20 protein-coding genes are annotated in these 23,114 nt (G+C 68.2%); 10 read left to right on the top strand and 10 right to left on the bottom strand.

The features are described 5' to 3' along the window. Positions 1-313: 313 nt before the first annotated feature. A complete protein-coding gene (locus OG579_RS21735) occupies positions 314-4,168 on the top strand; it encodes a multifunctional oxoglutarate decarboxylase/oxoglutarate dehydrogenase thiamine pyrophosphate-binding subunit/dihydrolipoyllysine-residue succinyltransferase subunit (protein ID WP_408068834.1) in 3,855 nt (1,284 codons plus the stop codon). A gap of 141 nt (positions 4,169-4,309) precedes the next feature. Here OG579_RS21735 and OG579_RS21730 read toward each other — a convergent pair whose 3' ends face one another. Then, positions 4,310-4,930, bottom strand: coding sequence for a TetR/AcrR family transcriptional regulator (locus OG579_RS21730; RefSeq protein ID WP_328857630.1), 621 nt, complete (start codon positions 4,928-4,930; stop codon positions 4,310-4,312). Between the two features lie 49 nt (positions 4,931-4,979). Here OG579_RS21730 and OG579_RS21725 point away from each other — a divergent pair, with 49 nt between their 5' ends. The 4 genes from OG579_RS21725 to OG579_RS21710 are packed head-to-tail and all read left to right on the top strand — an operon-like array spanning position 4,980 to position 9,485. Further along, positions 4,980-6,500 (top strand): flavin-containing monooxygenase, encoded by a 1,521-nt coding sequence (locus tag OG579_RS21725; protein ID WP_045822180.1) that lies wholly within the window; start codon positions 4,980-4,982, stop codon positions 6,498-6,500. A 14-nt stretch (positions 6,501-6,514) separates the two neighbouring features. Beyond that, positions 6,515-7,342, top strand: a complete 828-nt coding sequence (locus tag OG579_RS21720) for an SDR family NAD(P)-dependent oxidoreductase (RefSeq protein WP_328857629.1) — start codon at positions 6,515-6,517, stop codon at positions 7,340-7,342. A 4-nt stretch (positions 7,343-7,346) separates the two neighbouring features. Continuing rightward, positions 7,347-8,261, top strand: coding sequence for an alpha/beta hydrolase (locus tag OG579_RS21715; RefSeq protein WP_328857628.1), 915 nt, complete (start codon positions 7,347-7,349; stop codon positions 8,259-8,261). A 30-nt stretch (positions 8,262-8,291) separates the two neighbouring features. Then, on the top strand, positions 8,292-9,485 hold the full coding sequence (locus OG579_RS21710) for a hypothetical protein (RefSeq protein WP_328857627.1): 1,194 nt from the start codon (positions 8,292-8,294) through the stop codon (positions 9,483-9,485). Here OG579_RS21710 and OG579_RS21705 read toward each other — a convergent pair. Together OG579_RS21705 and OG579_RS21700 are read right to left on the bottom strand one after the other, a co-directional pair. After that, entirely contained in the window at positions 9,477-10,265 is a 789-nt protein-coding gene (locus OG579_RS21705) for an MBL fold metallo-hydrolase (protein ID WP_328857626.1), read from the bottom strand. The genes OG579_RS21710 and OG579_RS21705 overlap by 9 nt on opposite strands. Position 10,266: 1 nt before the next feature. Further along, a complete protein-coding gene (locus OG579_RS21700; protein ID WP_328857625.1) occupies positions 10,267-11,238 on the bottom strand; it encodes a glycine betaine ABC transporter substrate-binding protein in 972 nt (323 codons plus the stop codon). Between the two features lie 79 nt (positions 11,239-11,317). On the opposite strand from OG579_RS21700, the gene OG579_RS21695 reads away from it, so the two are divergent. Further along, the gene (locus tag OG579_RS21695; protein WP_045822177.1) at positions 11,318-12,385 is read left to right on the top strand and encodes a magnesium and cobalt transport protein CorA; all 1,068 of its coding nucleotides are present in this window, start codon (positions 11,318-11,320) and stop codon (positions 12,383-12,385) included. 2 nt (positions 12,386-12,387) lie between these two features. Here the strand turns inward: OG579_RS21695 and OG579_RS21690 are convergent, their stop codons facing one another. Next, positions 12,388-12,978, bottom strand: a complete 591-nt coding sequence (locus tag OG579_RS21690; protein WP_328857624.1) for a suppressor of fused domain protein — start codon at positions 12,976-12,978, stop codon at positions 12,388-12,390. A 61-nt stretch (positions 12,979-13,039) separates the two neighbouring features. Between OG579_RS21690 and OG579_RS21685 the strand changes: the two genes are divergently transcribed. Together OG579_RS21685 and OG579_RS21680 are read left to right on the top strand one after the other, a co-directional pair. Continuing rightward, positions 13,040-13,822, top strand: coding sequence for a metallophosphoesterase family protein (locus OG579_RS21685; protein WP_328857623.1), 783 nt, complete (start codon positions 13,040-13,042; stop codon positions 13,820-13,822). Then, on the top strand, positions 13,812-14,669 hold the full coding sequence (locus OG579_RS21680) for a chromosome partitioning protein ParB (protein WP_328857622.1): 858 nt from the start codon (positions 13,812-13,814) through the stop codon (positions 14,667-14,669). The genes OG579_RS21685 and OG579_RS21680 overlap by 11 nt, the downstream gene beginning before the upstream one ends. 70 nt (positions 14,670-14,739) lie before the next feature. Here the strand turns inward: OG579_RS21680 and OG579_RS21675 are convergent, their stop codons facing one another. From OG579_RS21675 to OG579_RS21650, 6 genes are all read right to left on the bottom strand, one after another. Next, entirely contained in the window at positions 14,740-15,915 is a 1,176-nt protein-coding gene (locus tag OG579_RS21675; protein WP_328857621.1) for an ABC transporter ATP-binding protein, read from the bottom strand. Positions 15,916-15,917: 2 nt separating this feature from the next. Beyond that, on the bottom strand, positions 15,918-16,748 hold the full coding sequence (locus tag OG579_RS21670) for a carbohydrate ABC transporter permease (RefSeq protein WP_055791164.1): 831 nt from the start codon (positions 16,746-16,748) through the stop codon (positions 15,918-15,920). Between the two features lie 8 nt (positions 16,749-16,756). Continuing rightward, positions 16,757-17,764, bottom strand: coding sequence for a carbohydrate ABC transporter permease (locus tag OG579_RS21665; protein WP_328857620.1), 1,008 nt, complete (start codon positions 17,762-17,764; stop codon positions 16,757-16,759). Further along, positions 17,761-19,332: an extracellular solute-binding protein gene (locus tag OG579_RS21660; protein ID WP_408068714.1), complete on the bottom strand. Its 1,572-nt coding sequence runs from the start codon at positions 19,330-19,332 to the stop codon at positions 17,761-17,763. Before OG579_RS21660 ends, OG579_RS21665 begins: the two co-directional genes overlap by 4 nt. Positions 19,333-19,409: 77 nt before the next feature. Beyond that, positions 19,410-19,901 (bottom strand): general stress protein, encoded by a 492-nt coding sequence (locus tag OG579_RS21655; RefSeq protein ID WP_045822170.1) that lies wholly within the window; start codon positions 19,899-19,901, stop codon positions 19,410-19,412. Between the two features lie 71 nt (positions 19,902-19,972). Further along, a complete protein-coding gene (locus tag OG579_RS21650; protein ID WP_328857618.1) occupies positions 19,973-20,941 on the bottom strand; it encodes an HpcH/HpaI aldolase/citrate lyase family protein in 969 nt (322 codons plus the stop codon). 141 nt (positions 20,942-21,082) lie between these two features. Between OG579_RS21650 and OG579_RS21645 the strand changes: the two genes are divergently transcribed. Both OG579_RS21645 and OG579_RS21640 read left to right on the top strand, forming a co-directional pair. Further along, the gene (locus tag OG579_RS21645; protein WP_328857617.1) at positions 21,083-22,402 is read left to right on the top strand and encodes a magnesium transporter MgtE N-terminal domain-containing protein; all 1,320 of its coding nucleotides are present in this window, start codon (positions 21,083-21,085) and stop codon (positions 22,400-22,402) included. Continuing rightward, positions 22,399-22,941 (top strand): DUF1003 domain-containing protein, encoded by a 543-nt coding sequence (locus OG579_RS21640; RefSeq protein ID WP_045822168.1) that lies wholly within the window; start codon positions 22,399-22,401, stop codon positions 22,939-22,941. The genes OG579_RS21645 and OG579_RS21640 overlap by 4 nt, the downstream gene beginning before the upstream one ends. Positions 22,942-23,114 lie beyond the last annotated feature (173 nt).

Raw genomic sequence — 23,114 nt, 5'->3', positions numbered from 1 at the left:
CGCTGCCCGACCGGCCGACAACGACGTCGGCGCCCCCGGTGGACCGTCCGTCACAGGCCCGGCCCCACCTCGACGGCCGTGTGACCGACAGTCCACGGAGTCCGTATGCGACGCAGGTGAGCGGGGACTAACCTCGACGTGGCAGGCGTTGTTCCACGGGGCCGTACGCGTTCGACGGGTTCGCTCCGGACCTCACGCCGAGACGACCGCGGTGCACGACGACGAACAGACGATCAGGGAATAGAGGCGAGATTCTGCCGTGAGCAGTAGTTCGGTTTCAGACTTCGGACAGAACGAGTGGTTGGTCGAGGAGATGTACGAGCGCTTCCGCGCCGATCCCGACTCGGTGGACCGGAGCTGGCACGACTTCCTCGAGACCTACACCCCCAAGGCGGGTGGCGCGAACGGCTCGGCCGCGAAGACCAAGTCCACCAACGGAACCGGCGCCTCGACGGCGTCGGCCGGCGCGCGGTCGTCGTCGTCGATGGAGGCGTCGTCGTCACGCTCGTCGAACGGCGTGAGCGAGGCCCCCGCCACGAAGGCCGCGTCGGGTCAGGCGATCGAGAGCCGTGACAGTTCGGCGGGCAGCGACGCGACGCCGCCGCCCACCCGCACCGCACCGGTCGCCAAGACCGTCCCCGTCGAGAAGGCCGTGGCGAAGGCGCCGAACCCCAACAAGGGCACCGGCTCCGGAGCGAAGAGCTCCACGAACGGCAACGGTTCGAGCACGAACGGCACGGCGAAGAAGGCCTCGGCATCGACCGACTCCTCCACCGAGGCCGCGTCGGCCCCGGCCGAGGACACCAGCAAGGTGTTGCGGGGTGCCGCCGCGGCGGTGGCCAAGAACATGGCGTTGTCGCTGCAGATCCCGACCGCGACCAGCGTCCGCGCGATCCCGGCGAAGCTGATGATCGACAACCGCGTCGTGGTCAACAACCACCTCGCGCGCACCCGCGGCGGCAAGATCTCGTTCACCCACATCCTCGGGTACGCGATCGTGCAGGCGGTCAAGGCGTTCCCGAACATGAACCGGCACTTCGCCGAGGTCGACGGCAAGCCCAACGCCGTCTCCCCCGCCCACATCAACCTCGGTCTCGCCATCGACCTGCCCGGCAAGGACGGCAGCCGGTCCCTCGTCGTCGCGGCCATCAAGAACACCGAGCGGATGAAGTTCGGCGAGTTCCACGCCGCGTACGAGGACATCGTGCGTCGCGCGCGCGACGGCAAGCTCACCGCCGACGATTTCGCCGGTGTGACCATCTCGCTGACCAACCCCGGCACGATCGGCACGGTGCACTCGGTGCCGCGGCTGATGAAGGGTCAGGGCGCGATCATCGGTGCGGGTGCGATGGAGTATCCGGCCGAGTTCCAGGGCGCCAGCGACGAGCGGATCGCCGAGATGGGCGTCGGCAAGCTGATGACGCTGACCTCGACCTACGACCACCGCATCATCCAGGGCGCGGAGTCGGGCGATTTCCTGCGCACCATCCACAACCTGCTCCTCGACGACGCGTTCTTCGACGAGATCTTCACCGCGTTCCACATCCCCTACGAGCCGATCCGCTGGCGCAAGGACATCGCGTCGCCGTCGGTCGACAAGAACGCCCGTGTGCTCGAACTGATCGCCGCGTACCGCAACCGCGGTCACCTCATGGCCGACATCGATCCCCTGATGATCGACTCCGACGCACGCGCGGCGCACCCCGATCTCAACGTGCTGACCTACGACCTGACCCTGTGGGATCTCGACCGCGACTTCAAGGTCGGCGGATTCCACGGCCAGGACACGATGAAGCTGCGCGACATCCTGTCGGTGCTGCGCGACGCCTACTGCCGCCACGTCGGCGTGGAGTACACCCACATCCTCGAGCCCGAGCAGCAGCAGTGGTTGCAGGAGCGCGTGGAGATCAAGCACTCCAAACCGCCTGTGGGCGAACAGAAGTACATCCTGAGCAAGCTCAACGCCGCCGAGGCGTTCGAGACGTTCCTGCAGACCAAGTACGTCGGGCAGAAGCGCTTCTCACTGGAGGGCGCCGAGACGGTCATCCCGATGATGGACGGCGTGATCGACCAGAGCGCCGAACACGGACTCGACGAGGTCGTCGTCGGCATGCCGCACCGCGGTCGCCTCAACGTGCTGGCCAACATCGTCGGCAAGCCCTACTCGAAGATCTTCTCGGAGTTCGAGGGCAACCTGAACCCGTCGCAGGCGCACGGGTCGGGCGACGTGAAGTACCACCTCGGCGCGGAGGGCAAGTACTACCAGATGTTCGGCGAGAACGAGATCAACGTCTCGCTCACCGCCAACCCCTCGCACCTCGAGGCGGTCGACCCGGTGCTCGAGGGTCTCGTGCGCGCCAAGCAGGACCTGCTCGACCGCGGCGACGGCGTGTTCTCGGTGCTCCCGCTGATGCTCCACGGCGACGCCGCGTTCGCCGGGCAGGGAGTGGTCGCCGAGACGCTCAACCTGGCCCTGCTCCCGGGCTACCAGACCGGCGGCACCGTCCACATCGTCGTCAACAACCAGGTCGGCTTCACCACCGCGCCGGAGCACTCGCGGTCGTCGGAGTACTGCACCGACGTCGCCAAGATGATCGGTGCGCCGATCTTCCACGTGAACGGCGACGACCCCGAGGCGTGTGTGTGGGCGGCCAAGCTCGCCGTGGACTACCGCCAGGAGTTCCACAAGGACGTCGTCATCGACCTCGTTTGCTACCGCCGTCGCGGTCACAACGAGGGCGACGACCCCTCGATGACGCAGCCGGCGATGTACGACGTGATCGACACCAAGCGCGGTGTCCGCAAGAGCTACACCGAGGCGTTGATCGGCCGCGGCGACATCTCCACCAAGGAGGCCGAGGACGCCCTGCGTGACTACCAGGGACAGCTCGAACGGGTCTTCAACGAGGTCAAGGAGCTCGAGAAGTACCAGGCGGCGCCCAGCCCGTCGGTCGAGTCCGACCAGACCCTGCCGACGAAGCTGATGACCGGTATCGACCGCGCGACGGTCGAGGCCATCGGCGACGCCTTCGGCAACGTGCCCGAGGGATTCTCGGTCCACCAGCGCGTCAAGCCCGTGCTCACGCGGCGCCAGGAGATGTCCCGCGAGGGGAACATCGACTGGGCGTTCGCCGAGCTGCTCGCGTTCGGTTCGCTGGTCGAAGAGGGACGGCGCGTCCGGCTCTCCGGCCAGGACTCCCGGCGCGGCACGTTCAGCCAGCGGCACTCGGTCATCATCGACCGCAAGACCGGCGCGGAGTACACCCCGCTCAACCAGCTGGTGCAGACCGAGGGCGAGAACACCGGCGGTCGGTTCAACGCCTACGACTCGGCGCTGAGCGAGTTCGCCGTCGTCGGTTTCGAGTACGGCTACTCCGTCGGCGACCCCGACTCCCTCGTGCTGTGGGAGGCGCAGTTCGGCGACTTCGTCAACGGCGCGCAGTCGATCATCGACGAGTTCATCTCCTCCGGTGAGGCCAAGTGGGGCCAGCTGTCCGACGTGGTGCTGCTGCTCCCCCACGGCCACGAGGGTCAGGGGCCCGACCACACGTCGGGCCGTATCGAGCGGTTCCTGCAGCTGTGCGCCGAGGGCTCGATGACCGTCGCGCTGCCGTCGACCCCGGCGAGCTACTTCCACCTGCTGCGTCGTCACGTGCTCGACGGGATCAGCCGGCCGCTCGTGGTCTTCACCCCGAAGTCGATGCTGCGCAACAAGGCCGCGGTGAGCCCCGTCGAGGACTTCACCGAGGGCAAGTTCAAGTCGGTCATCGACGACCCGTCGATCACCGACCAGAAGGTGCGCGACAAGGTCACCCGCGTGCTGATGGTGAGCGGGAAGCTCTACTACGAGCTCGCCGCGCGCAAGGAGAAGGACGGTCGCGACGACATCGCCATCGTGCGCATCGAGCAGCTCTACCCGATCCCGCACCGTCGGCTCGGTCAGGTCCTCGAGCAGTACCCCGGTGTCCAGGAGTTCTTCTGGGTGCAGGAGGAACCGGCCAACCAGGGACCGTGGCCTTTCTTCGGCCTGCACCTGCCCGAGGTGCTGCCGGAGTACTTCGGCAACCTCAAGCGGGTGTCACGTCGTGCGATGTCCGCACCGTCGTCGGGATCGAGCAAGGTCCACGCCGTCGAACAGCAGGAGATCATCGACAAGGCCTTCGGATGATGCGTGATCGCCTCCGGCGCTCCGCACCGGCCTTCGGGTGATGCGTGATCGCCTCCGGCGCTCCGCACCGGCCTTCGGGTGATGCGTGATCGCCTCCGGCGCTCCGCATCGGCATTCGGGTGATCCGACCGACCCGGTGATTCACTCACTCGCTGCCGCTGCGGCCAGCAGCGGCAGCGAGGACGTGATCAGGTCGAGCAGCGCCTCGCGGCGGATGCCGTCGTCGTCGGTCAACCAGGCGACGACGACCTCTTCGACAAAGGCCATCCACCCGTCGACGGCAATACGGATCATCGGTGTCGGGGTGATGTCGAGGGAACCCGCCCGATCGAGGACACGCTGCGCCATCACCCGCCGGGTGTCGGTGAAGACCTCCTGCATCGCCGGGTCGGCGCCGACCGCCCCGCGCAGCATGGTCAGGTAGACGTGCCGGTTCGCCGACACATAGTCGACGAACTCCGACATCGATGCCCGCAGTATCGCGATCGGGTCCTCGAGCGACAGATCCGGTTCGGTGCACTCGAGCATCCGGCGGCTCTGCTCGCGGGCGATCGCGACATGGAAGTCGTGCTTGGACTCGAAGTAGTGGAACAGCAGGGCTCGCGACACCCCGACCGATTCGGCGATGGCGTCGATGGTCAGTTGATCGAGCGGCCGGTCGGACAGCATGGACATCCCGTGGGAGATGAGCTGCTCCCGACGGGCTTCCGGACTCATCCGCGTGCGCTTGGCCTGCGTCATGGCGATCAGTGTACTGAACATGGGTCAATAAGCTATTGACCCGTCGTCAATAGGGTGTACGATCGTTCCTATGAACGATGTCAAGATCGCAATCATCGGTGCGGGCTTCTCCGGCATGGGAGCAGCGATCAAGCTGCACCAGAACGGATTCGAGGATTTCGTCGTCCTCGATCGTGGATCGGACTTCGGCGGCACCTGGCGCGACAACACCTATCCCGGCGCGGCGTGTGACGTCCCGTCGCACCTGTACTCGTACTCCTTCGAGCTCAACCCCGACTGGTCGCGGTCGTTCTCGAAGCAGCCCGAGATCCACGCCTACATCAACCGCGTGGCGAGCAAATACGACCTCGCCCGGCGCACCCGCTTCGGCACCGAGGTGACCGACGCGCGGTGGGACGAGAAGGCCAACCGCTGGATCATCGAGACCAGCCACCCCGAGCACGGCGACATCACCGTCCGTGCGGAGATCCTCATCGGCGCGATCGGCCCGCTGTGCGAGCCACGCCTGCCCGACGTGGCGGGCATCGGCGACTTCGCCGGCGAGATCTTCCACTCCGCACGCTGGAACCACGAGACCGACCTCCGCGGCAAACGTGTCGCCGTGATCGGGACCGGCGCCTCGGCCATCCAGATCATCCCCGAGCTCGCGCCGAAGATCGGCCACATGGACGTCTACCAGCGCACCGCTCCGTGGGTCCTCCCCCGCGCCGACCGCCACTACACGCGCGTCGAGAACTGGCTGTTCCGCAAGGTTCCCGGCATCCAGCGCCTCTCGCGCAGCGGCATCTACCTGGCCCACGAGCTCGTCTCCTACGGGCTCACCCACCGTCCCGATGTCCTGCGCCCCGCCCACGCCGCGGGCAAGGCCAACATCCGCCGCGGCATCGCCGACCCGGTCAAGCGCGCCAAGGTGACCCCGAAGTTCAAGGTGGGCTGCAAGCGCATCCTGCTGTCGAACACCTACTACCCGGCTCTGGGCCAGGACAACGTCGACGTCGTCACCGACGGGATCGACCACGTCACCCCCACCGGGATCGTCACGAAGGACGGCACCGTGCGCGACGTCGATGCGATCGTCGTCGCCACCGGCTTCCACGTCACCGACTCCCCGGGTTTCGAGCACATCATCGGCAAGGACTCCGAGAGCCTGGCGCAGGTGTGGGCACGCGGCGGCATGAGCGCCTACAAGGGTGCGATGGTGCACGGGTTCCCGAACATGTTCCTGATGGTCGGTCCGGCAACGGGTCTCGGCCACACCTCGATGGTGTTCATGATCGAGTCGCAGCTCAATTACCTGATCGACTTCCTCAAGACCACCGAGCGCAACGCGATCGCACGCACCGAGGTGCGCGCCGCCGACCAGAAGGTCTACAACAAGAACCTCCAGAAGACGCTGTCGACCAGCGTCTGGGAGAACGGCGGCTGCGCGAGCTGGTACAAGGACGAGTTCGGTAACATCACCACGCTCTGGCCCGGGTTCACCTTCAACTTCCGCAAGGCGACCAAGAACTTCGACATCGCCGCCTACGACACCAGCCGTGCGGACACCACGGGCACGTCCGATCGCAGCCCCGCGACGGTCAACTCCTGAGAGGCACCACCATCATGAAGAACTTCGCAGGCAAGGTCGTGGTCGTCACCGGAGCGGCATCGGGCATGGGACGGGAACTGGCGCTCCAGCTCGCCGACAAGGGTGCGCGACTGGCGATCTCGGACATGAACCCGAGTGGGCTCGAGGAGACCGCACGGTTGCTGGAGGCGAAGGGCGCGCAGGTGCACTCGCAGCTGCTCAACGTCGCCGAGCGCGAGGCGATGCTCGAATACGCCGACACCGTCCTCGCACACTTCGGCAAGGTCAACGCGATCTTCAACAACGCCGGCATCGCCCACCACGGCGAGGTCGAGCTGACCGAGTTCAAGACCTTCGAGCGGATCATGGACGTCGACTACTGGGGCGTGGTCAACGGCACCAAGGCGTTCCTCCCGCATCTCATCGCCTCCGGCGACGGTCACATCGTCAACACGTCGTCGCTCTTCGGTCTGCTGTCCATCCCCGGCCAGAGCGCCTACAACGCAGCGAAGTTCGCCGTGCGCGGGTTCACCGAGTCGCTGGTGCAGGAGATGCGGCTCGCCGGCTACCCGGTGTCGGTGTCGTGTGTGCACCCCGGTGGCATCAAGACCGCCATCGCCCGCAACGCGACGGTCAACGAGGGCAGCGACATCGCACAGTTCGCCGAACTGTTCGACAAGAAATTGGCGCGGATGACCGCGGCCAAGGCGGCGTCGATCATCATCGCGGGCGCCGAGAAGAACAAGGCCCGCATCCTCGTCGGCGCCGACGCGCAGTTCCTCGACAAGCTCGTGCGCGTCCTCGGCCCGAAGTACATGCCGGTCGTGGCACGTGCGGCCGGCGCGACCCTGAAGCCGCGCTGACCCGATGTCGTACCGTCCCGCCGGGCCGAAGCTGCCCATCGGCGTCGTGGAGCCGCTGACCCGGATCATGTACCGGGCCATGCTGCATCCACGGCTCCCGCTGTCGACCCAGCGCGCGCTGGCCGACCGCGCGCTCGACGTCGAACCACTCCCCCGTGACACGGTCGTCCGGACGCTCACCGTCGGTGGACGCCCCACCGAGCGGGTGACCGTCGGCGCCACCGAGACCGACACCGCCGTGCTGTTCCTGCACGGCGGCGGGTACACGTTGGGTTCGCCGCACTCGCACCGCCACCTCGGTGCGCACCTGGCCGCGGTCACCGGGGCCGCGATCTTCCTGGTCGACTACCGGCTCGCGCCGGAGGATCCGTACCCGGCCGCGGTCGTCGACGCGGTCGCGTCCTATCGCGATCTCGTCGACAACCACGGTTACTCAGCGGATCGTCTCGCGATCTCCGGCGATTCGGCCGGCGGCGGATTGTCGGTGGCCACGGCTCGTCGGCTCCTCGACGACCACCAGATCACCCCCGCCGCACTCGGTCTCATCTCGCCGTGGGTCGATCCGGGCGACGACACCCACGAGACGTGGTCGACGGACTCCGTCGTCAACCGCGGATGGTCGCGATTCTGCGCCGATGCGTATCTCGGCGGCGGTGACCCCACCGATCCCGGCTACGCGCCGCTGCACGGCGACCTGACCGGTCTGCCGCCGACGGTGATCCACATCGGTCGCCGGGAGGCGCTGTACGCGCAGGTGATCCGGTTCGCCGAGAAGCTGCGGGCGTCCGACGTCGAGGTCGACCTCCTCGAGTTCGACCGGCTGTGGCATGTCGGTCATCAGCAGGCCGGGATGCTCGTCGAGGCCGCCGACGCGGTCGACCACCTGGGGACGTTCCTGCGCCTGCGTCTCGACGCCTGACCTGCGCCACACCCGAGATAGGGTGTCGCGGTGGGTACAGCCGTCGTTCTTCTCGTGATCGCTGGACGGTTGTTGGTACCGCTGCTCATCCCGCGGTTTCCCGTCCCCGCGATCATCGCGGCGTTGGTGCTCGACGCGGTCGACCAGACCATCTTCCAACAGGTCCCGGGCCTCGACATCGCCGGCTACCAGCAGTACGACAAGGCGCTCGACGTCTACTACCTCGCGATCGCCTACCTGTCGACGCTGCAGAACTGGTCGGATCCTTTCGCCTTCGGCATCGCGCGGTTCCTGTTCTACTACCGCCTCGTCGGCGTCGTCGCGTTCGAGTTCAGCGACTCCCGATGGCTGCTGTTGGTGTTCCCCAACACCTTCGAGTACTTCTTCATCGCCTACGAGGTCATCCGGTGTCGGTGGGCGCCCACGCGCCTGAATCGCCGCGCGCTGATCGCACTGGCCGCGGGCATCTGGATCGTCATCAAGCTGCCCCAGGAATGGTGGCTGCACATCGCCGAACTCGACGTGACCGACGAGGTGAAGACGAAGGTGTTCGGTGTCGGCCTGGCCGACGGGTGGGGCACCGCCGTCGCCCATCGGTGGTGGGTCGTGATCGTGGCCCTGGCGGTACTCGCCGCGCTGGCGGTCGCGGTCCGAGCCGGTGTCTCCCGGCTGCCCGAGGGCGATTGGCCGTTCGGGTTCGTCGTGTCGGCCCGCACGCGGGGCGGCAACGTCGCCCGCGTGCCCGCGAACGTCCGCGCCTCCCAGAGCGCGTTCCTCCGCGGGCCACTGATCGAGAAGATCGTCCTGGTGTCGATGCTGCTGCTGGTGTTCTCGCGGATCGTGCCCGGTGTGCGCGCGACGAACACACAGATCGTCGTGACAGTGATCATCCTGGTGGTCGCCAACTCTGTGGTGAGTCATTGGATCGCCGGTCGCGGCACCGAGTGGACCTCGACGGTCTCGCAGTTCATCGCCGTCTCGGCGATCAACGCCGGCGTGGTCGTCGCGCTGGTGCTCCTGCCGACGCCGGGTGGTTCCACCGTCACCCCGCTGCCGTCGCTGTTCTTCCTGCTGCTCATCTCGCTCATCGTGACGCTCTACGACCGCTATCGGATGCTGCGGAAGCTGCGCAGCGGCAAGCCGTTCCCCATCTGGGTGCTGCGGCGCCGTCTGCTCGAGCGCACCCGCCGGACGGTCGCGGGCGTGGGGACCCGCTCAGACTGACAGCGACTGTCCGGGGACGAGTTCGTGCGCCGTGGTGACGGACGTCGCGGAGTCGCGCGCCGCCGACGTCACCGCCTCGACGAATCTCGCACCCGGCGGCAGGAACTCCTCCGGCGCGACCGCCGACAGGCCGATCGGCCAGAACGTGCCGAAGTGGACCGGAACGGCGTGGCGCGCGCCCAGCATCCCCGCCGCGGCCGCCGCACGGTCGGCGTCCATGTGTCCCTCACCGAGCCCCGGCCCCCAACCCCCGACCGGCAGCAGAGCCAGATCGCAGTCGCCGACCTCCTCGGCCATCCCGGGGAAGATGTCGGTGTCACCTGCGAAATAGGTTCGCGCCGAACCGGTCACGACGAAACCGAGCGGCTCGACCGAGTGCCGCGCCAGCGGGTGCCGGCGACCGTCGTGGCGTGCCGGCACCGCGCGGATCTCGACGCCACCGATCTCCACCACCTCACCGACGGCCACCTCGCGGACATCACGGCCGCGCAGCCGGATGATGCCCGGTACCGCGGCACGCGTCCCCCGCGGCACCACGATGGGTGTGGCGGGATCGAGCATCGCCAGCGAACGGACGTGGAGATGATCCGAATGCAGATGCGACACCACCACGACGTCGGCGTCGCGGGCCGCGGCGGACGGGATCGGACCGCGACGGCGGCGCAGATGTGCGACACCGGCGGTGAGTACCGGATCGGTGAGCACCCGCACACCGGCATCGACGACGGTGACGGTCGAGTGTCCCCACCACGTCACGTCCACTGTCGGCTCGGCGGCCACGTCAGAGGTTGTGTTCGGAGAGCCAGTCGGTGACGACCGCCGAGGCGGTGGCTCCGCCGGTCGAGACCTTCTGGGCCATCGCGGCGAGGTCGGCGGTGGTGAGTTCGCCCGCGACCGTGTTGACCGCCTTGATGAGATCTCGGTCGAGGGCGGCGGTGGCGAAGACAGGGACGAGGTTCTGTGCCCTGATCGCTGGTTGATCCGCCGGGTCCGGTGCGCCGGTGGCGGTCGGATCGGCACGGGCGTCAGCCGACACCTGCTTCTTGTCGGCGAGGACCGTCAGCGCGGCATCGTTGCCCGCGCTCGACAGCGTCGACACGAGACCCACCGCACGGCCCGAGGTCACCTCGGCGGTCACCGACGCGACATCGGCGACCTTCCGGAACGGCCCGAACCGACACCCCACCGCCGCCAGTGCGGCCAACGTGCCCTCGTCGGGGGTACGGTCGCTCACCACCGGCAGGCCCGCGGGCAGCCGCGAACACTCCGACAGTTCGTCGACGCCGACCGCCGACGCCGTCGAGGCCGCGACCACCACCTGCAGTTGGTCGACCACCGTGGTCGGGTCGCCGACCGAGACGCCCTGCGGCAGAGCGCGGTTGAGATCGTCGTACACGGAGTCGGTGGAGGTCGCGGTCGAGCCGGGCGCGAGTGCGGACAGCAGCGATCCGCTGAACGCGCCGAACAGATCGACCGTGCCGCCGTCGACGTCGTCGAGCAGTTGCCGGTAGGAACCGGTCACCAGGCCCGAGCGCACGGTCGCCCCCTCGTGCCGCAGCACCTCGGCGTAGATGTCGGCAGCGATCGCCGGGGCCGTGCCCGGGCCGCTGCCGACGACGAGGGTGCGATCGGGCTCCGACACCGACGACGAACACCCCGCGACGACGGCGACCGCCGCGATGAGCGAGACCGTCACCGCTGCGACGCGGACCCGCCGGCGGGACGACACGGTGGGGGCTCGGTGGACGATCACGGCGTCCACGCTAGTCGAGGCGGCCACCCGTACGATGATGCCGCGAGGTCGTCACGCCCGAACCCGAGGAGGTAGCACCATGCCGTCGTTGCCGTCACTGCGCCCCTCCGGCGGCGGTCCGCCGCGACCCCGGGTGCCCATCCCGCCCGCGCGCGCGGTGGTCGACTGCGCGGTCTACGTCGACGGGGAACGCAAATCCGGGCGGCGCTCCTACAGCGAGGCGCTCGCCGAGGTCACCGCGACCGGGCAGGGTTTCGTGTGGGTCGGTCTGCACGCCCCCGACGATCAACAGATGGCCGGGGTCGCCGACACCTTCGGGCTCCACGAACTGATGGTCGAGGATGCCGTCCACGCCCACCAGCGACCGAAGCTCGAACGGTACGACGACACCCAGTTCATCGTGTTGCGCACCGTCAAGTACGTCGAACACGACTCGCTCGCCACCACGAAGGAGGTCGTCGAGACAGGCGAGATCATGATCTTCGTCGGGAAGAACTTCGTGATCACCGTGCGCCACGGCGATTTCACCCACCTCGCCGGCGTCCGCCAATACCTGGAGAACCGACCCGATCGGCTCGCCCTCGGCCCGTACGCGGTGATGCACGCCATCGCCGACCACGTCGTCGACACCTACCTCGAGGTCACCGCTGCGGTCGAACACGACGTCGACGCGATCGAGGAGGCGATCTTTTCCCCCAGCGGCGCGATAGACATCGACTCGGTGTACCTGCTCAAACGCGAGATGACCGAACTGCGTCGCGCGGTGGCGCCGCTGACGGTCCCGCTGCAACGCCTCACCTCCTCCGACAACGACCTGTGCCCCAAGGAGGTCCGGCGGTACATGCGCGACGTGGCCGACCACCACACGAGCGCGGTCGAGCAGATCTCCACCTTCGACGAGGTCCTGACGTCGCTGTTGGAGGCGGCGTCGGCGAAGGTCGCGATCCAACAGAACACCGACATGCGCAAGATCACGTCGTGGGTGGCGATCGCGTCGGTACCGACGATGGTGGCCGGGATCTACGGCATGAACTTCGACAACATGCCCGAGTTGCACTGGCATTACTTCTATTACTGCGTGCTCGGATTCCTCGCGGTGGTCTCGGTGACGCTGTGGCGTACCTTCCGGCGCAACCACTGGCTCTAGGGTCAGGCCCGCCCCGGCGTGGCGGACACGCGGCGCACGTCGGCGACGTCGATGCCCGCCTCCTCCCAGGCGCGGCGCAGTTCGTCGACCCCCCGCAGACGCACCCACGCGGCCTCGTTCGCCGTGATGGGGATGGCCCGCAGGAACGTGACCGGCGACATCGGCTCGTCGAGAGGACAGTCGGCGATCTCGTCGACCGAGAGCACGACCGCGGTGCACGCCGATCCCGACCACAGCGGTTCGCCGAGATCGACCAGCGCGTCGGCCAGCAAGACGACACCCTCCACCGAGGGGGTCGCGGCGAGCAGGGCGACACTGCGGTGCAGGTCCACCAGCGGGTCGCCGGCGTGCATACGGACGACGATCTCCGCGCGGGGTCCGCGTACCGGGTCGGCACCCAGGTCGGTGGGGTCGGCCATCGGGTGCCGGGAGCACCCGACCGACGCGAAGACGACGTCGGCGCGGCCGGCGTCGGTGAACCGGAGGACGTCGATCGCCTCGACGCCGAGGAACGTGACCGAGGCGCGCTGCGGATCGCCGGGCAGGGCCGCGCGGAGATGGTCGGTGACCCGATCGGTGACGGAGGTGCTCATCGCCTACGAGTCAACACCATCGCACTCCGGCCGCACCCATCGCGCGCGGTAGCCTCGTCGCATGGTGCGGGTGCTGGCGGTGGCCGACGAGGTGGTCGACGGACTCACCCACGGCCTCGTCGAGCAGCTCGCCCCCGACCTGATCCTCGGCGCCGGCGACCTGCCCTTCGACTACCTCGAGACGTTGTCGACCCGTAGCGGCGCCCCGTGCGTGTTCGTCCCCGGCAACCACGACCGCGACCTCGCCGGATTCCACCGTGGGCGGTCGGGCTGGACGCGGGCCGGGCTCCCGGCGAACGACCCCGGGCCGGCCGGCGCGGTCAACGCCGACGGCCGCGTCGTGACCGTGGCCGGGCTCCGCATCGCGGGCCTCGGGGGCTCGATCCGCTACAACGACGGCCCCAACCAGTATCGGGAGGGCGCGCAGCGTCGGCGCGCGGATCTGCTCCGCTGGCGTCACCGCATCGCGGTGCGGACCCGACGGATCGGCGCGCGACCACATTGCGACCCGCAGGTCGACATCCTGCTGACCCACAGCCCCGCCCGCGGCTACGGCGACGGCGACGACGGCCCGCACATCGGTTTCCGCTGTCTCGTCGATCTCGTGCAGTCGCTGCGGCCCCAGGCGTTGATCCACGGACACATCCACCCCTACGGTCAGACGCCCCAGGACCGGCGGATACCGCTGGACCGCGACGCCGACCCTTCGCGGCGTCCGACGAACGACGAGGACGCGACCCCCGCGACCTCGACACTCTCGCTGAACACGGTGGGCTACACCGTGTTCGACATCGAGGCCGGCGGTACCGGCATCACCGTGCGGAGGCGACGACATGGCTCGTGACACCGGATTCCCCGACGCCGACGCCGAGAACGACTTCAGCCGCCTCCGGCGACAGGCCGAACTGGCGCGCCTGTCGGCGTGGTTCACCCGTGCGCCCGCCGACGTCAACACCATCCTGCCGTTCGACGAGGTCGTCACCGCACTCGGCCGCACCGGTGAGACCGCCCCGGGTCTCGTCGTGGTCGAGGTGTCGTCGATCGTCGGCAGCGTCGACCGCACCAGGGATTTCGACCGCTACTTCCGCCCCACCTCGACCCGTGTCCGGGCGCGGTGGCAGCGGTTGGCCGCGGCCCAACGTCGCGGCGAGGCGATGCCGCCCATCGTGCTCTACCGGGTCGGCTCGATGCACTTCGTGGTCGACGGGCACCACCGTGTGTCGATCGCGATCGCGCGTCACCTCAAGACCATCGACGCCTACGTCACCGAGATCCACACCCGCATCTCCCCCGACGGGATCAGCGCACCGTCGGACCTCCTGCTCAAGGACCACCGTCGGCTGTTCCTCGCGCGGGTCCCGTTGCAGGGCAAGCAGGCCGAGGCCATCACCGTGGCCGATCCGTTCGACTACGCCGAGCTGGCCGAGAACGTCGAGGCCTGGGGCTTCCGTCTGAGCCAGGAGGTGGGCGAGTTCCTCGGACGTGGCGAGGTGGCCCGGCGCTGGTTCGGCGAGGAGTTCCTGCCGGTGGTCCGCATGGCGCGGCGCGCAGAGGTGTTGCCGCGGGTCACCAGCGACGCCGAGCTCTACATGTGGCTGGCCTGCGAGCGCTACCGCCTGGTGCGCAAACACATCTGGGACGAGTCGATCATCGACGAGCTCCGCGACCTCGCCCCGCGCAAACTGAGCTGACTCCCCCACACGACACCGCCGCCCCGCGACGTGGTCGTCGGAGGGCGGCGGTGTCGTGTGTGCAGGTGTGCTACTGGAGCAGCAGGTTGTGTCCGCTCGATTGGTCGAACAACGCCACCTTGGAGGCGTCGTAGAACAGTTCGGCGTTGGTGCCCTTGGTGATCGACGACTCCGGCGAGAGGCGCGCGATCAGCTGGTTCGACCCGAAGTCGGCGCCGGAGTCCGCGGCGAGTTCGGCGAGGGCGTCGCTCGATGCCCGCTGACCGTCGACGGTGAAGTACGCGAATTTGTCCGAACCCATCGACTCCAACACCTCGACGTGGGCCGTGAAGGTCCCGCCGGTGCCGCGCGCCGCGGGGTCGAGCAGGCGCGCGTCCTCGAAGTGCTCGGGGCGGATGCCGACGAGCACCTCGCCGTTGCTGCCGACCGACCGGGCCGCCGACACCGCGCGCTGGTGCTCGGGAACGGTGATGTCGCCGAGGGCCGTCTGCACCGAGTGGGCGCCGAGGGTGCCGGGGATGAAGTTCATCGCCGGCGAGCCGATGAAGCCGGCCACGAACAGGTTCGCGGGGTTGGCGTAGAGCTCCTGCGGGGAACCGATCTGCTGGACGTGACCGCCCCGCAACACCACGACACGGTCGCCGAGGGTCATGGCCTCGGTCTGATCGTGCGTCACGTAGACCGTCGTGGTGCCCAGACGCTGCTGCAGGCGCGAGATCTCGGTGCGCATCTGCACACGTAGCTTCGCGTCGAGGTTCGACAGCGGCTCGTCCATGAGGAACGCCTTGGGGTTGCGGACGATCGCGCGACCCATGGCGACCCGCTGGCGCTGACCGCCGGAGAGGTTCGCGGGCTTGCGGTCCATGTACTGGCCCAGATCGAGGATCTTGGCGGCCTCGTCGACCTTCGACGCGATCTCCGACTTCGACAGCTTCGCCAGGGTCAGCGGGAAGGCGATGTTGTCGCGCACCGACATGTGCGGGTAGAGCGCGTAGCTCTGGAACACCATCGCGATGTCGCGGTCCTTCGGCGCCTTCTCGTTGACGCGTGAACCGCCGATGCGCAGCTCGCCCGAGGAGATGTCCTCGAGGCCCGCGATCATGTTCAGCGTCGTCGACTTACCGCAGCCCGAGGGTCCCACCAGGATGATGAACTCGCCGTCGGCGATCTCGATGTTCACCTCACTGACCGCCAGAGAGCCGTCGGGGTACTTCTTGCTCACCTTGTCCAGAACGATGTCGGCCATGGTTATCCCTTCACAGCGCCGGAGGTCAGGCCGGCAACGATACGACGTTGGAAGAACAGTACGAAGACGATGATCGGAATGGTGATCACCACGGCGGCCGCCGCGATCGACCCGGTCGGCTCCTCGAACTGCGAGCTACCGGTGAAGTTCGAGATGGCCACCGGCGCGGTGATCGAGTTGTTGGTCGAGGTCAACGAGATCGCCAGGAGCAGGTCGTTCCAGGCGAAGATGAACACCAGGATCGCCGCGGTGACGATGCCGGGTGCGGCCAGCGGGGCGATCACCTTGCGGAAGGCCTGTGCCGGGGTGGCGCCGTCCATCTTGGCCGCCTTCTCGAGCTCCCACGGGATCTCGCGGAAGAACGCCGAGAGCGTGTAGATCGCCAACGGCAGCGCGAAGGTGATGTACGGCAGGATCAGGCCGGGCCAGGTGTCGAACAGCCCGATCTTGCGCTCGATGTTGAACAGCGGTGTCACCAGCGAGATCTGCGGGAACATGGCGATGAGCAACGCCGCACCGATGAACAACTTCTTACCCGGGAAGTCCAGGCGCGCAACCGCATACGCCGCGACGGTCCCGAGCACCACCGCGATCACCGTGGTGATGAGACCGATGCCGATCGAGTTGATGAGCGCACTCGTGAAGTCGTTCGTGTCGAAGATGCCGCTGTAGTTGTCGAACGTCCACTTCTTCGGGATGAAGCTGCCGTCGGTGACCGAGCCCGGGGGCTTGAACGAGAGGCTGACGATCCACAGCACCGGGATGAGGGCGTAGAGAACGACCAGCAGATTGATGACGGACCAGCCGACCTTTTTTCCCACCGTCTGATTCATGTCCGGCGCTACCGCCCCTCGTTGTCGGATCCGGGCGCCGACGCACCGAATCCCTTGATGAACAGTGCGGCGATGATCGCGACGGCCAGGAAGATCAGCACGCTGATCGCCGAGCCGACACCGAGATTGAACGCCTTGAACAGGTTGTCGTATCCCAGGACGGACACCGAGTAGGTGGTGTTCGCGCCCTTCGTCAGCACGTAGATGTTGTCGAAGATCCGGAACGCGTCGAGGGTGCGGAACAGCAGCGCGACCAGGATGGCCGGCTTCATCAACGGGATCGTGATGCGGATCAACCGCGTCCACGCCCCCGCCCCGTCGACCTGGGCCGCCTTGAGCAGGTCGTCGGGGACGAGCGCGAGACCGGCCAGCAACAGCAGCGCCATGAACGGTGTCGTCTTCCACACCTCGGCGAGGACGATCACCGCCAGCGACGGCAGCTGGTGGGTCAGCGGAGCCGACCCGGCGGGCAGCAGGTTCGCCAGGTAGCCCGTCTCCGGCGTCCACGCGTAGTACCACGAGAACGCGGCGGCGACGGTGACGATGCCGTACGGGATGAGCACGACCGTGCGGACGAGTCCCTTGCCGAAGATGGTGCGGTGCATGACGAGTGCGATCGCCAGGCCCAGCACGAACTCGATGGCGACCGAGACCACGGTGATGCCCAGGGTGATCCCGAACGCGGTCCACCAGTAGCTGTCGCTGAGCGCGGTCACGTAGTTGGTGAACCAGACGAACTCGCTCTTGCCCGGCGCCGACAGGCTCGCCTTGAACAGGCTGAGGTACACCGAGTACACGATCGGGTACCCCGTGACGACCAGCATCACGATCGCGGCCGGCGCGATCAGCAGCAGCCCGAGGCGCCGATCGGCCGTCTTGCCGTCACTGACGTTCTTCGCCGTGGGCGGCGCGCCGGCGGTCTTCGTGCGCGCCACGGTCGTGGGCGCGGGCCGGTCGGCCTCGCTGCGCGCGTGACGTCCCCGGGGCTGTGAGAGGCCCCCATCCGCCGCTGTCATGGAATCAGTCCCTTACCGTCGATTGCCTTGCGGACCTGGTCGGCCAGCACATCCACACCGCTCTTCGGATCGAGTCCACCGGGAGGGCTGAGCTTCGCGACGAGCAGCGTCGAGATCGCCTGGTAGACCGGCGATGCCGGCCGGTTCGACGACGCGTTCGACTCGAGCTGGGCCTTGATGTCGTCGCCCATCGGGTAGGTCTGCTTGAAGTCGGGATCGTCGTAGATCGACGCGATCGTGGGGGGTGTGCCGCCACTGATCGAGTAGACCTTCTGCGCGTCGGAGTTCGTCAGACACGCAGCCGCCTTGAACGCCAACGACTTCTGCTTCGAGGTGCTCGCGACGGCGAGGTTCACCCCACCCACGGTGACCTTCGCCGGACTGCCGGAGGTAACACCGGGGTAGCGCGCGAAGTCGAATCGGGTGCGCACCAGTTGGTTCACCGGTCCGAGCTCGGAGTCCTTCGGCGGGTTGTCGGGATCGGCGTAGAGGTTGGCGTACTTCTTCATCTCGGGGAAGAACGCGACGTCACCGGATGCGGCGTTCGACCGCATGCTGGGGAACACGAAGGGGTAGTTGATCTGGAAGGTCGCCAGGCCGTTCTCCATGGCGAGGCGTCCCTCGTTCTCCTTGTTGTTGCTCAGCGACGGGTCGGCACCGGGGGCGCGGGCGACCGAACGCATGATCTCGAGCGCCTTCTCGGTGGCGGCGCGGTGTGCCGGGGTGTCGTTCAGCGTGATCTTGGTCGGATCGTTGGCGTCGACCACTGAACCGCCCGCGCTGGTGAGAAGTGTGTTGAACCACACCATGAGTCCCTCGTACTGCGCGCCCTGGACCTCGATGTAACTCGGTGCCGCGCCGGGACCCTTCCAGGCCGTGCGGATCTTCTCGTTCGCCGCGAGGACCTCGTCCCACGTCGAGGGTGCCTTCGTCGACCCCAGGTACTGCTTGAGGATGTCCGGGCGGAACCAGAGCAGCTGCGTGTTGGTCCACGTCGGGATCGCGTAGAGCCGCTTGGCATTGTCGGACTTGGTCTTCCACTCCGCGGTCTCCAACGGGCCGGGCAGCGACTGCGAGCTGATGTCGGAGACCAGATCCTGGGGAACGGGTTCGAGCCAACCGGCGTCGGCGAACTCGGCGGTCCACACGACGTCCATGCCCATGAGGTCGAGTCCGGCGTCGTTGCCCGCGAGCCGTCGCGCCAGCTGCAGCCGCTGGTCGTCGGCGGCCTTGGGCAGCGCGTGGGTGACGATGTTGTACTCGCCGTTCGATGCGGCACTGCACTTCTTGCCGACCTGCTCGATGAATGAGGCACCGTCGGCCGGTGCGTACGCGTTGAGCGTCCGGGGTGTGTACCCGGATCCGCACGCGCTCACCGCCGGCAGCACGACCGCTGCGGCCGCGAGAGCGGCGACGGCGAGTTTCGCCCGCCTACCGCTCCCGCTGGTGTGTCCCTTGCCCGCCACGTACGCCTCCTTGCGACCGGAGCGCACGCGTCGACCTCGGCGTGCACCTTCGAATGCCTGAGGCGTTACGTTATAGGTGGCAATTCGTGACGCGCAACACATTCGGCATGAACGTGCCAACTCGTGTCGGAATCGACGCCGCGGGTCCCATCAGATGCCCGAACGGGCACATTCGGACCTCAGATGGTGGTACGGGCCAGCAGATCGCGCGCCTGCGGGGCGCTCTTGGGATCGCAGATCACGTCATAACGACCCGCCACCAGTTGCATCGTGGAGGCGAAGTCGCGGGTGCCACGCGTGGCCGCATACGGGATGGACGTCGAGATGACGCCGAACACGATGCCCCCGATGATGCCGAAGGCGATGGGCACCACAATGCTCCCGGTGACGACCAGGCTCAGCAGCAGACCGAAGAACAGGCCGAGCCACGCGCCCGAGGCGACACCGCCACCGATGACCTTGCCCCAGGTGAGTCGACCGAGCACGCGCTCGACCTGCATGAGATCGACTCCGACGATCGTCACGTCCTGCACCGGGAACTCGGCGTCGGAGAGGTAGTCGACAGCCTTCTGCGCCTCGGCGTAGGTGCGGTAGGAACCGATGGGCCAGCCCGACGGGGGTGTGGGCAGCCCCGGGGCCTCGCGTCCTCCGGGTCGGATCGGGTTGGTCATGTCGTGCCCTTCGTCGTCGCGCTCGGTCGATGGTGGTTCGCGGTCGCAGTGGTTCTCGCTCGCTGTCGTGCTCAGGTGGTGCGGTCGTCGCCCGGCGGCGTCCGGGTGAGACCCGCGGCGCGTCCGGTGCGTGCGAGCGCGGTCGCCATCGCCGCACTCGCCTCGTCGATCATCTCACCGCGGTGCCGCACCGCGCCGCGGGCTCCGCCCGCCGTCGACGTGGCCGTGGCGTAGGCGTCGAGCAGGTCCTCGGCCGCGTCGTAGTCGGCCTGGCGGGGTGTGAAGACCTCGTTGACGACGGCGATCTGCGACGGGTGGATGACCCACTTGCCGTCGTAACCGAGTGCTGCGGCAGCAGAGGCGATGGCGCGCAGTCGATCCGGCGCGTCGAAAGCCAGATACGGTCCGTCGACGGCCGCGAGCCCGTGCGCACGGGCCGCCACCAACACACTCATCAGCACATGGTGGTGGGCGTCGCCGAGTGTGTACCCCTGCGGCTGTTCACCGGTGGTGAGGGTGCGCATGCCCAGGCTCGCCGCCATGTCCGCCGGGCCGAGTACCAACGCTTCGAGACGCACACTGGCGGAAGCGATCTCGTCGATCCGACGCAGCGCCCTAGCGTCCTCGATCTGGGCCTGGATGCCGATGGCGCCCACCGGGAGGTCGTGGATCCGTTCGAGCTGGGTGAGGAGGAGGTCGAGTGCGATCACGTCGGCACCCCGACCGACCTTCGGCAGCACGACGGAGTGGAGGCGGGCGCCCGCCCCGGCGACGACGTCGATCACGTCGGCATGGGTCCACGGCGTCGACCACGCGTTGACCCGCACGGCCCGTCGCGCGCATCGCCAGTCGTCGGCGTTGAGGGCGTCGACGACCGCGGCCCGGGCGGCGACCTTCGCGTCGGGGGCCACGGCGTCCTCGAGATCGCAGAACACCTCGTCGGCCGACAGCGCCCGCGCCTTGGTGAGCATGGCCGCCGAACTGCCTGGCACCGCCAGGACCGATCGGCGCAACACACCCCGGGGGTCCACCCGATCCATCGCGTCTCCCGTCACGTCGACGACGCCACGGTCTCTGGAGATCCCGGCATCGCGGTCGGTATTCCGGCATCACGGTCCGCCCGGGTGTCATCATCGACACACCACGTCGACCAGCCGAGGGCTCGCACTACCCTGTCAGCCATGGCAGCAGTGAGCAAGGTGTTCGTGGCCAGGCTCGCGGGCCTCGCGGTCCTGGGCCCCGACGGCGAGTCGATAGGTCGGGTACGCGATCTCGTCCTGTCGCTGCGCTTCGACTCGGCCCCACCGCGGGCACTCGGTCTGGCGGTCGAACTCAGCACCCGGCGACGCATCTTCGTGCCCATGCTGCGGGTGACCAGCATCGAACCGACGTCGGTGAACCTCAACACCGGCACCGTGAGCATGCGGCGGCTGAACCTGCGTCCCGGCGAGTCGCTGGCGATCGGGCAGATCCTCGACAGTCGCGTGCAGGTCGTCGACCCCGATCTCCCCGAACTCGCCGGCGCCGACATGCACGTGGTCGACCTGGGCATCGAGCGCAACCGCACCCGCGACTGGGTGATCTCCCGGGTCGCGCTGCGCGGCACCCGCTCGCGACTCGGCCGACGCGGCGAGACCCACGTGGTGGGCTGGTCGTCGGTGCGCGGTCTCACCCACAGCAGCCTCGAGCAGCCCGGACAGGGTGTGACGCAGGCACTCTCGCAGTTCGAGGGGATGCGCGCGGCCGACGTCGCCAACGCCCTGCGGGAGCTGCCCTCCAAACGCCGCCAGGAGATCGCCGGGGCCCTCGACGACGAACGCCTCGCCGACGTGATCCAGGAGCTCCCCGTCGACGACCAGACCGAACTGATCGGCCGGATGGAGGTCGACCGGGCCGCCGACGTCCTCGAGGCGATGGATCCCGACGATGCCGCCGACCTCCTCGGTGAGCTGCCCGACACCGAGGCCGAGGCCCTCCTGCAGCGGATGGACCCCGAGGAATCGGCGCCGGTGCGACGGCTGCTGTCGCACTCCCCCGACACCGCCGGTGGCCTCATGACACCCGAGCCGCTCATCGTGACGGCCAGCACGACCATCGCCGAGGCGCTGGCCCGTGCGCGCAACCCCGACCTCACCCCGGCGTCGGCGAGCCTGACCTTCGTGGTCCGCCCGCCGACGGCCACGCCGACCGGGAAGTACCTCGGGTGCGTGCACCTGCAGGCGCTGCTGCGCGAACCGCCGGCCGACCTCGTCGGCGGCATCCTTGACACCGACCTCGCACGACTGGGTCCCGAGGACTCGCTCGAGGCGGTGACCCGCTACTTCGCCACCTACAACCTCGTGTGCGGACCGGTCGTCGACGCCGAGGGGCACCTCCTCGGTGCGGTCACCGTCGACGACCTCCTCGACCATCTGCTGCCCGAGGACTGGCGTGAGAACGAACCCGACGACGACGACACCGTCGCCGCGGGCCGGTCGAGGGTGCGGGGAGGCCTGTCGTGAGCCCCGACTCCTCCGCACGGGGCGGACGCCGCCTCGACACCCCGACGAAGGGCCGGCGCCGTCTGCCGTTCCATCTCGACGCCGACATCGTCGGTGTGTACAGCGAACGACTCGCTCGGTTCCTCGGCACCGGCCGCTACCTCGCCATCCAGACCGTCGTGGTCATCGTGTGGATCGCACTGAACATGGTGGCGCTGAGCATCCAGTGGGATCCCTACCCGTTCATCCTGCTCAACCTCGCGTTCTCGACCCAGGCCGCCTACGCGGCACCGTTGATCCTGTTGGCCCAGAACCGTCAGGAGAACCGCGACCGGGTGGCCCTCGAGGAGGACCGGATGCGCGCGGAACAGACCAAGGCCGACACCGAGTTCCTCGCCCGCGAGCTCGCCGCGGTGCGCCTCGCCGTCGGCGACACCGTGACCCGCGACTACCTGCGACGTGAACTCGACGACCTGCTGACCGAGCTCCGCGTGGCGCTCCGCGACCCCGAGAACGCCGACGCCTCCGACACCGATCACCGCCGGGGACCGCGTACCTGACCGTTCGCCTCCCGCACGCTCGTCCCATATGTATCGTGGATCACAGCCCGGTCCGGGGGACGGTACCGACCGGGCGCGATCGACACGCCACCGTCGAAGTCGACTGTCCCGTCGGCGAACTCGTGTGTGAGAAAGCGGTGCCCCTGTGCAGTCCCGAGGTGTCATCGACGCGG

The organism is Williamsia herbipolensis (genome assembly GCF_036153515.1).
Classification (GTDB): Bacteria; Actinomycetota; Actinomycetes; order Mycobacteriales; family Mycobacteriaceae; genus Williamsia_A; species Williamsia_A herbipolensis.
The sequence above is the reverse complement of the archived record's forward strand: the minus strand, read 5'-3'. Positions and strand labels throughout refer to the sequence as shown.

Bases quoted from the DNA above. Each gene is read 5' to 3' on its own strand.
- OG579_RS21735 (WP_408068834.1), top strand. From the start codon at position 314: ATGTACGAGCGCTTCCGCGCCGATCCCGACTCGGTGGACCGGAGCTGG.
- OG579_RS21730 (WP_328857630.1), bottom strand. From the start codon at position 4,930: ATGTTCAGTACACTGATCGCCATGACGCAGGCCAAGCGCACGCGGATG.
- OG579_RS21725 (WP_045822180.1), top strand. From the start codon at position 4,980: ATGAACGATGTCAAGATCGCAATCATCGGTGCGGGCTTCTCCGGCATG.
- OG579_RS21720 (WP_328857629.1), top strand. From the start codon at position 6,515: ATGAAGAACTTCGCAGGCAAGGTCGTGGTCGTCACCGGAGCGGCATCG.
- OG579_RS21715 (WP_328857628.1), top strand. From the start codon at position 7,347: ATGTCGTACCGTCCCGCCGGGCCGAAGCTGCCCATCGGCGTCGTGGAG.
- OG579_RS21695 (WP_045822177.1), top strand. From the start codon at position 11,318: ATGCCGTCGTTGCCGTCACTGCGCCCCTCCGGCGGCGGTCCGCCGCGA.
- OG579_RS21690 (WP_328857624.1), bottom strand. From the start codon at position 12,978: ATGAGCACCTCCGTCACCGATCGGGTCACCGACCATCTCCGCGCGGCC.
- OG579_RS21685 (WP_328857623.1), top strand. From the start codon at position 13,040: ATGGTGCGGGTGCTGGCGGTGGCCGACGAGGTGGTCGACGGACTCACC.
- OG579_RS21680 (WP_328857622.1), top strand. From the start codon at position 13,812: ATGGCTCGTGACACCGGATTCCCCGACGCCGACGCCGAGAACGACTTC.
- OG579_RS21675 (WP_328857621.1), bottom strand. From the start codon at position 15,915: ATGGCCGACATCGTTCTGGACAAGGTGAGCAAGAAGTACCCCGACGGC.
- OG579_RS21670 (WP_055791164.1), bottom strand. From the start codon at position 16,748: ATGAATCAGACGGTGGGAAAAAAGGTCGGCTGGTCCGTCATCAATCTG.
- OG579_RS21665 (WP_328857620.1), bottom strand. From the start codon at position 17,764: ATGACAGCGGCGGATGGGGGCCTCTCACAGCCCCGGGGACGTCACGCG.
- OG579_RS21660 (WP_408068714.1), bottom strand. From the start codon at position 19,332: ATGTGTTGCGCGTCACGAATTGCCACCTATAACGTAACGCCTCAGGCA.
- OG579_RS21655 (WP_045822170.1), bottom strand. From the start codon at position 19,901: ATGACCAACCCGATCCGACCCGGAGGACGCGAGGCCCCGGGGCTGCCC.
- OG579_RS21650 (WP_328857618.1), bottom strand. From the start codon at position 20,941: ATGGATCGGGTGGACCCCCGGGGTGTGTTGCGCCGATCGGTCCTGGCG.
- OG579_RS21645 (WP_328857617.1), top strand. From the start codon at position 21,083: ATGGCAGCAGTGAGCAAGGTGTTCGTGGCCAGGCTCGCGGGCCTCGCG.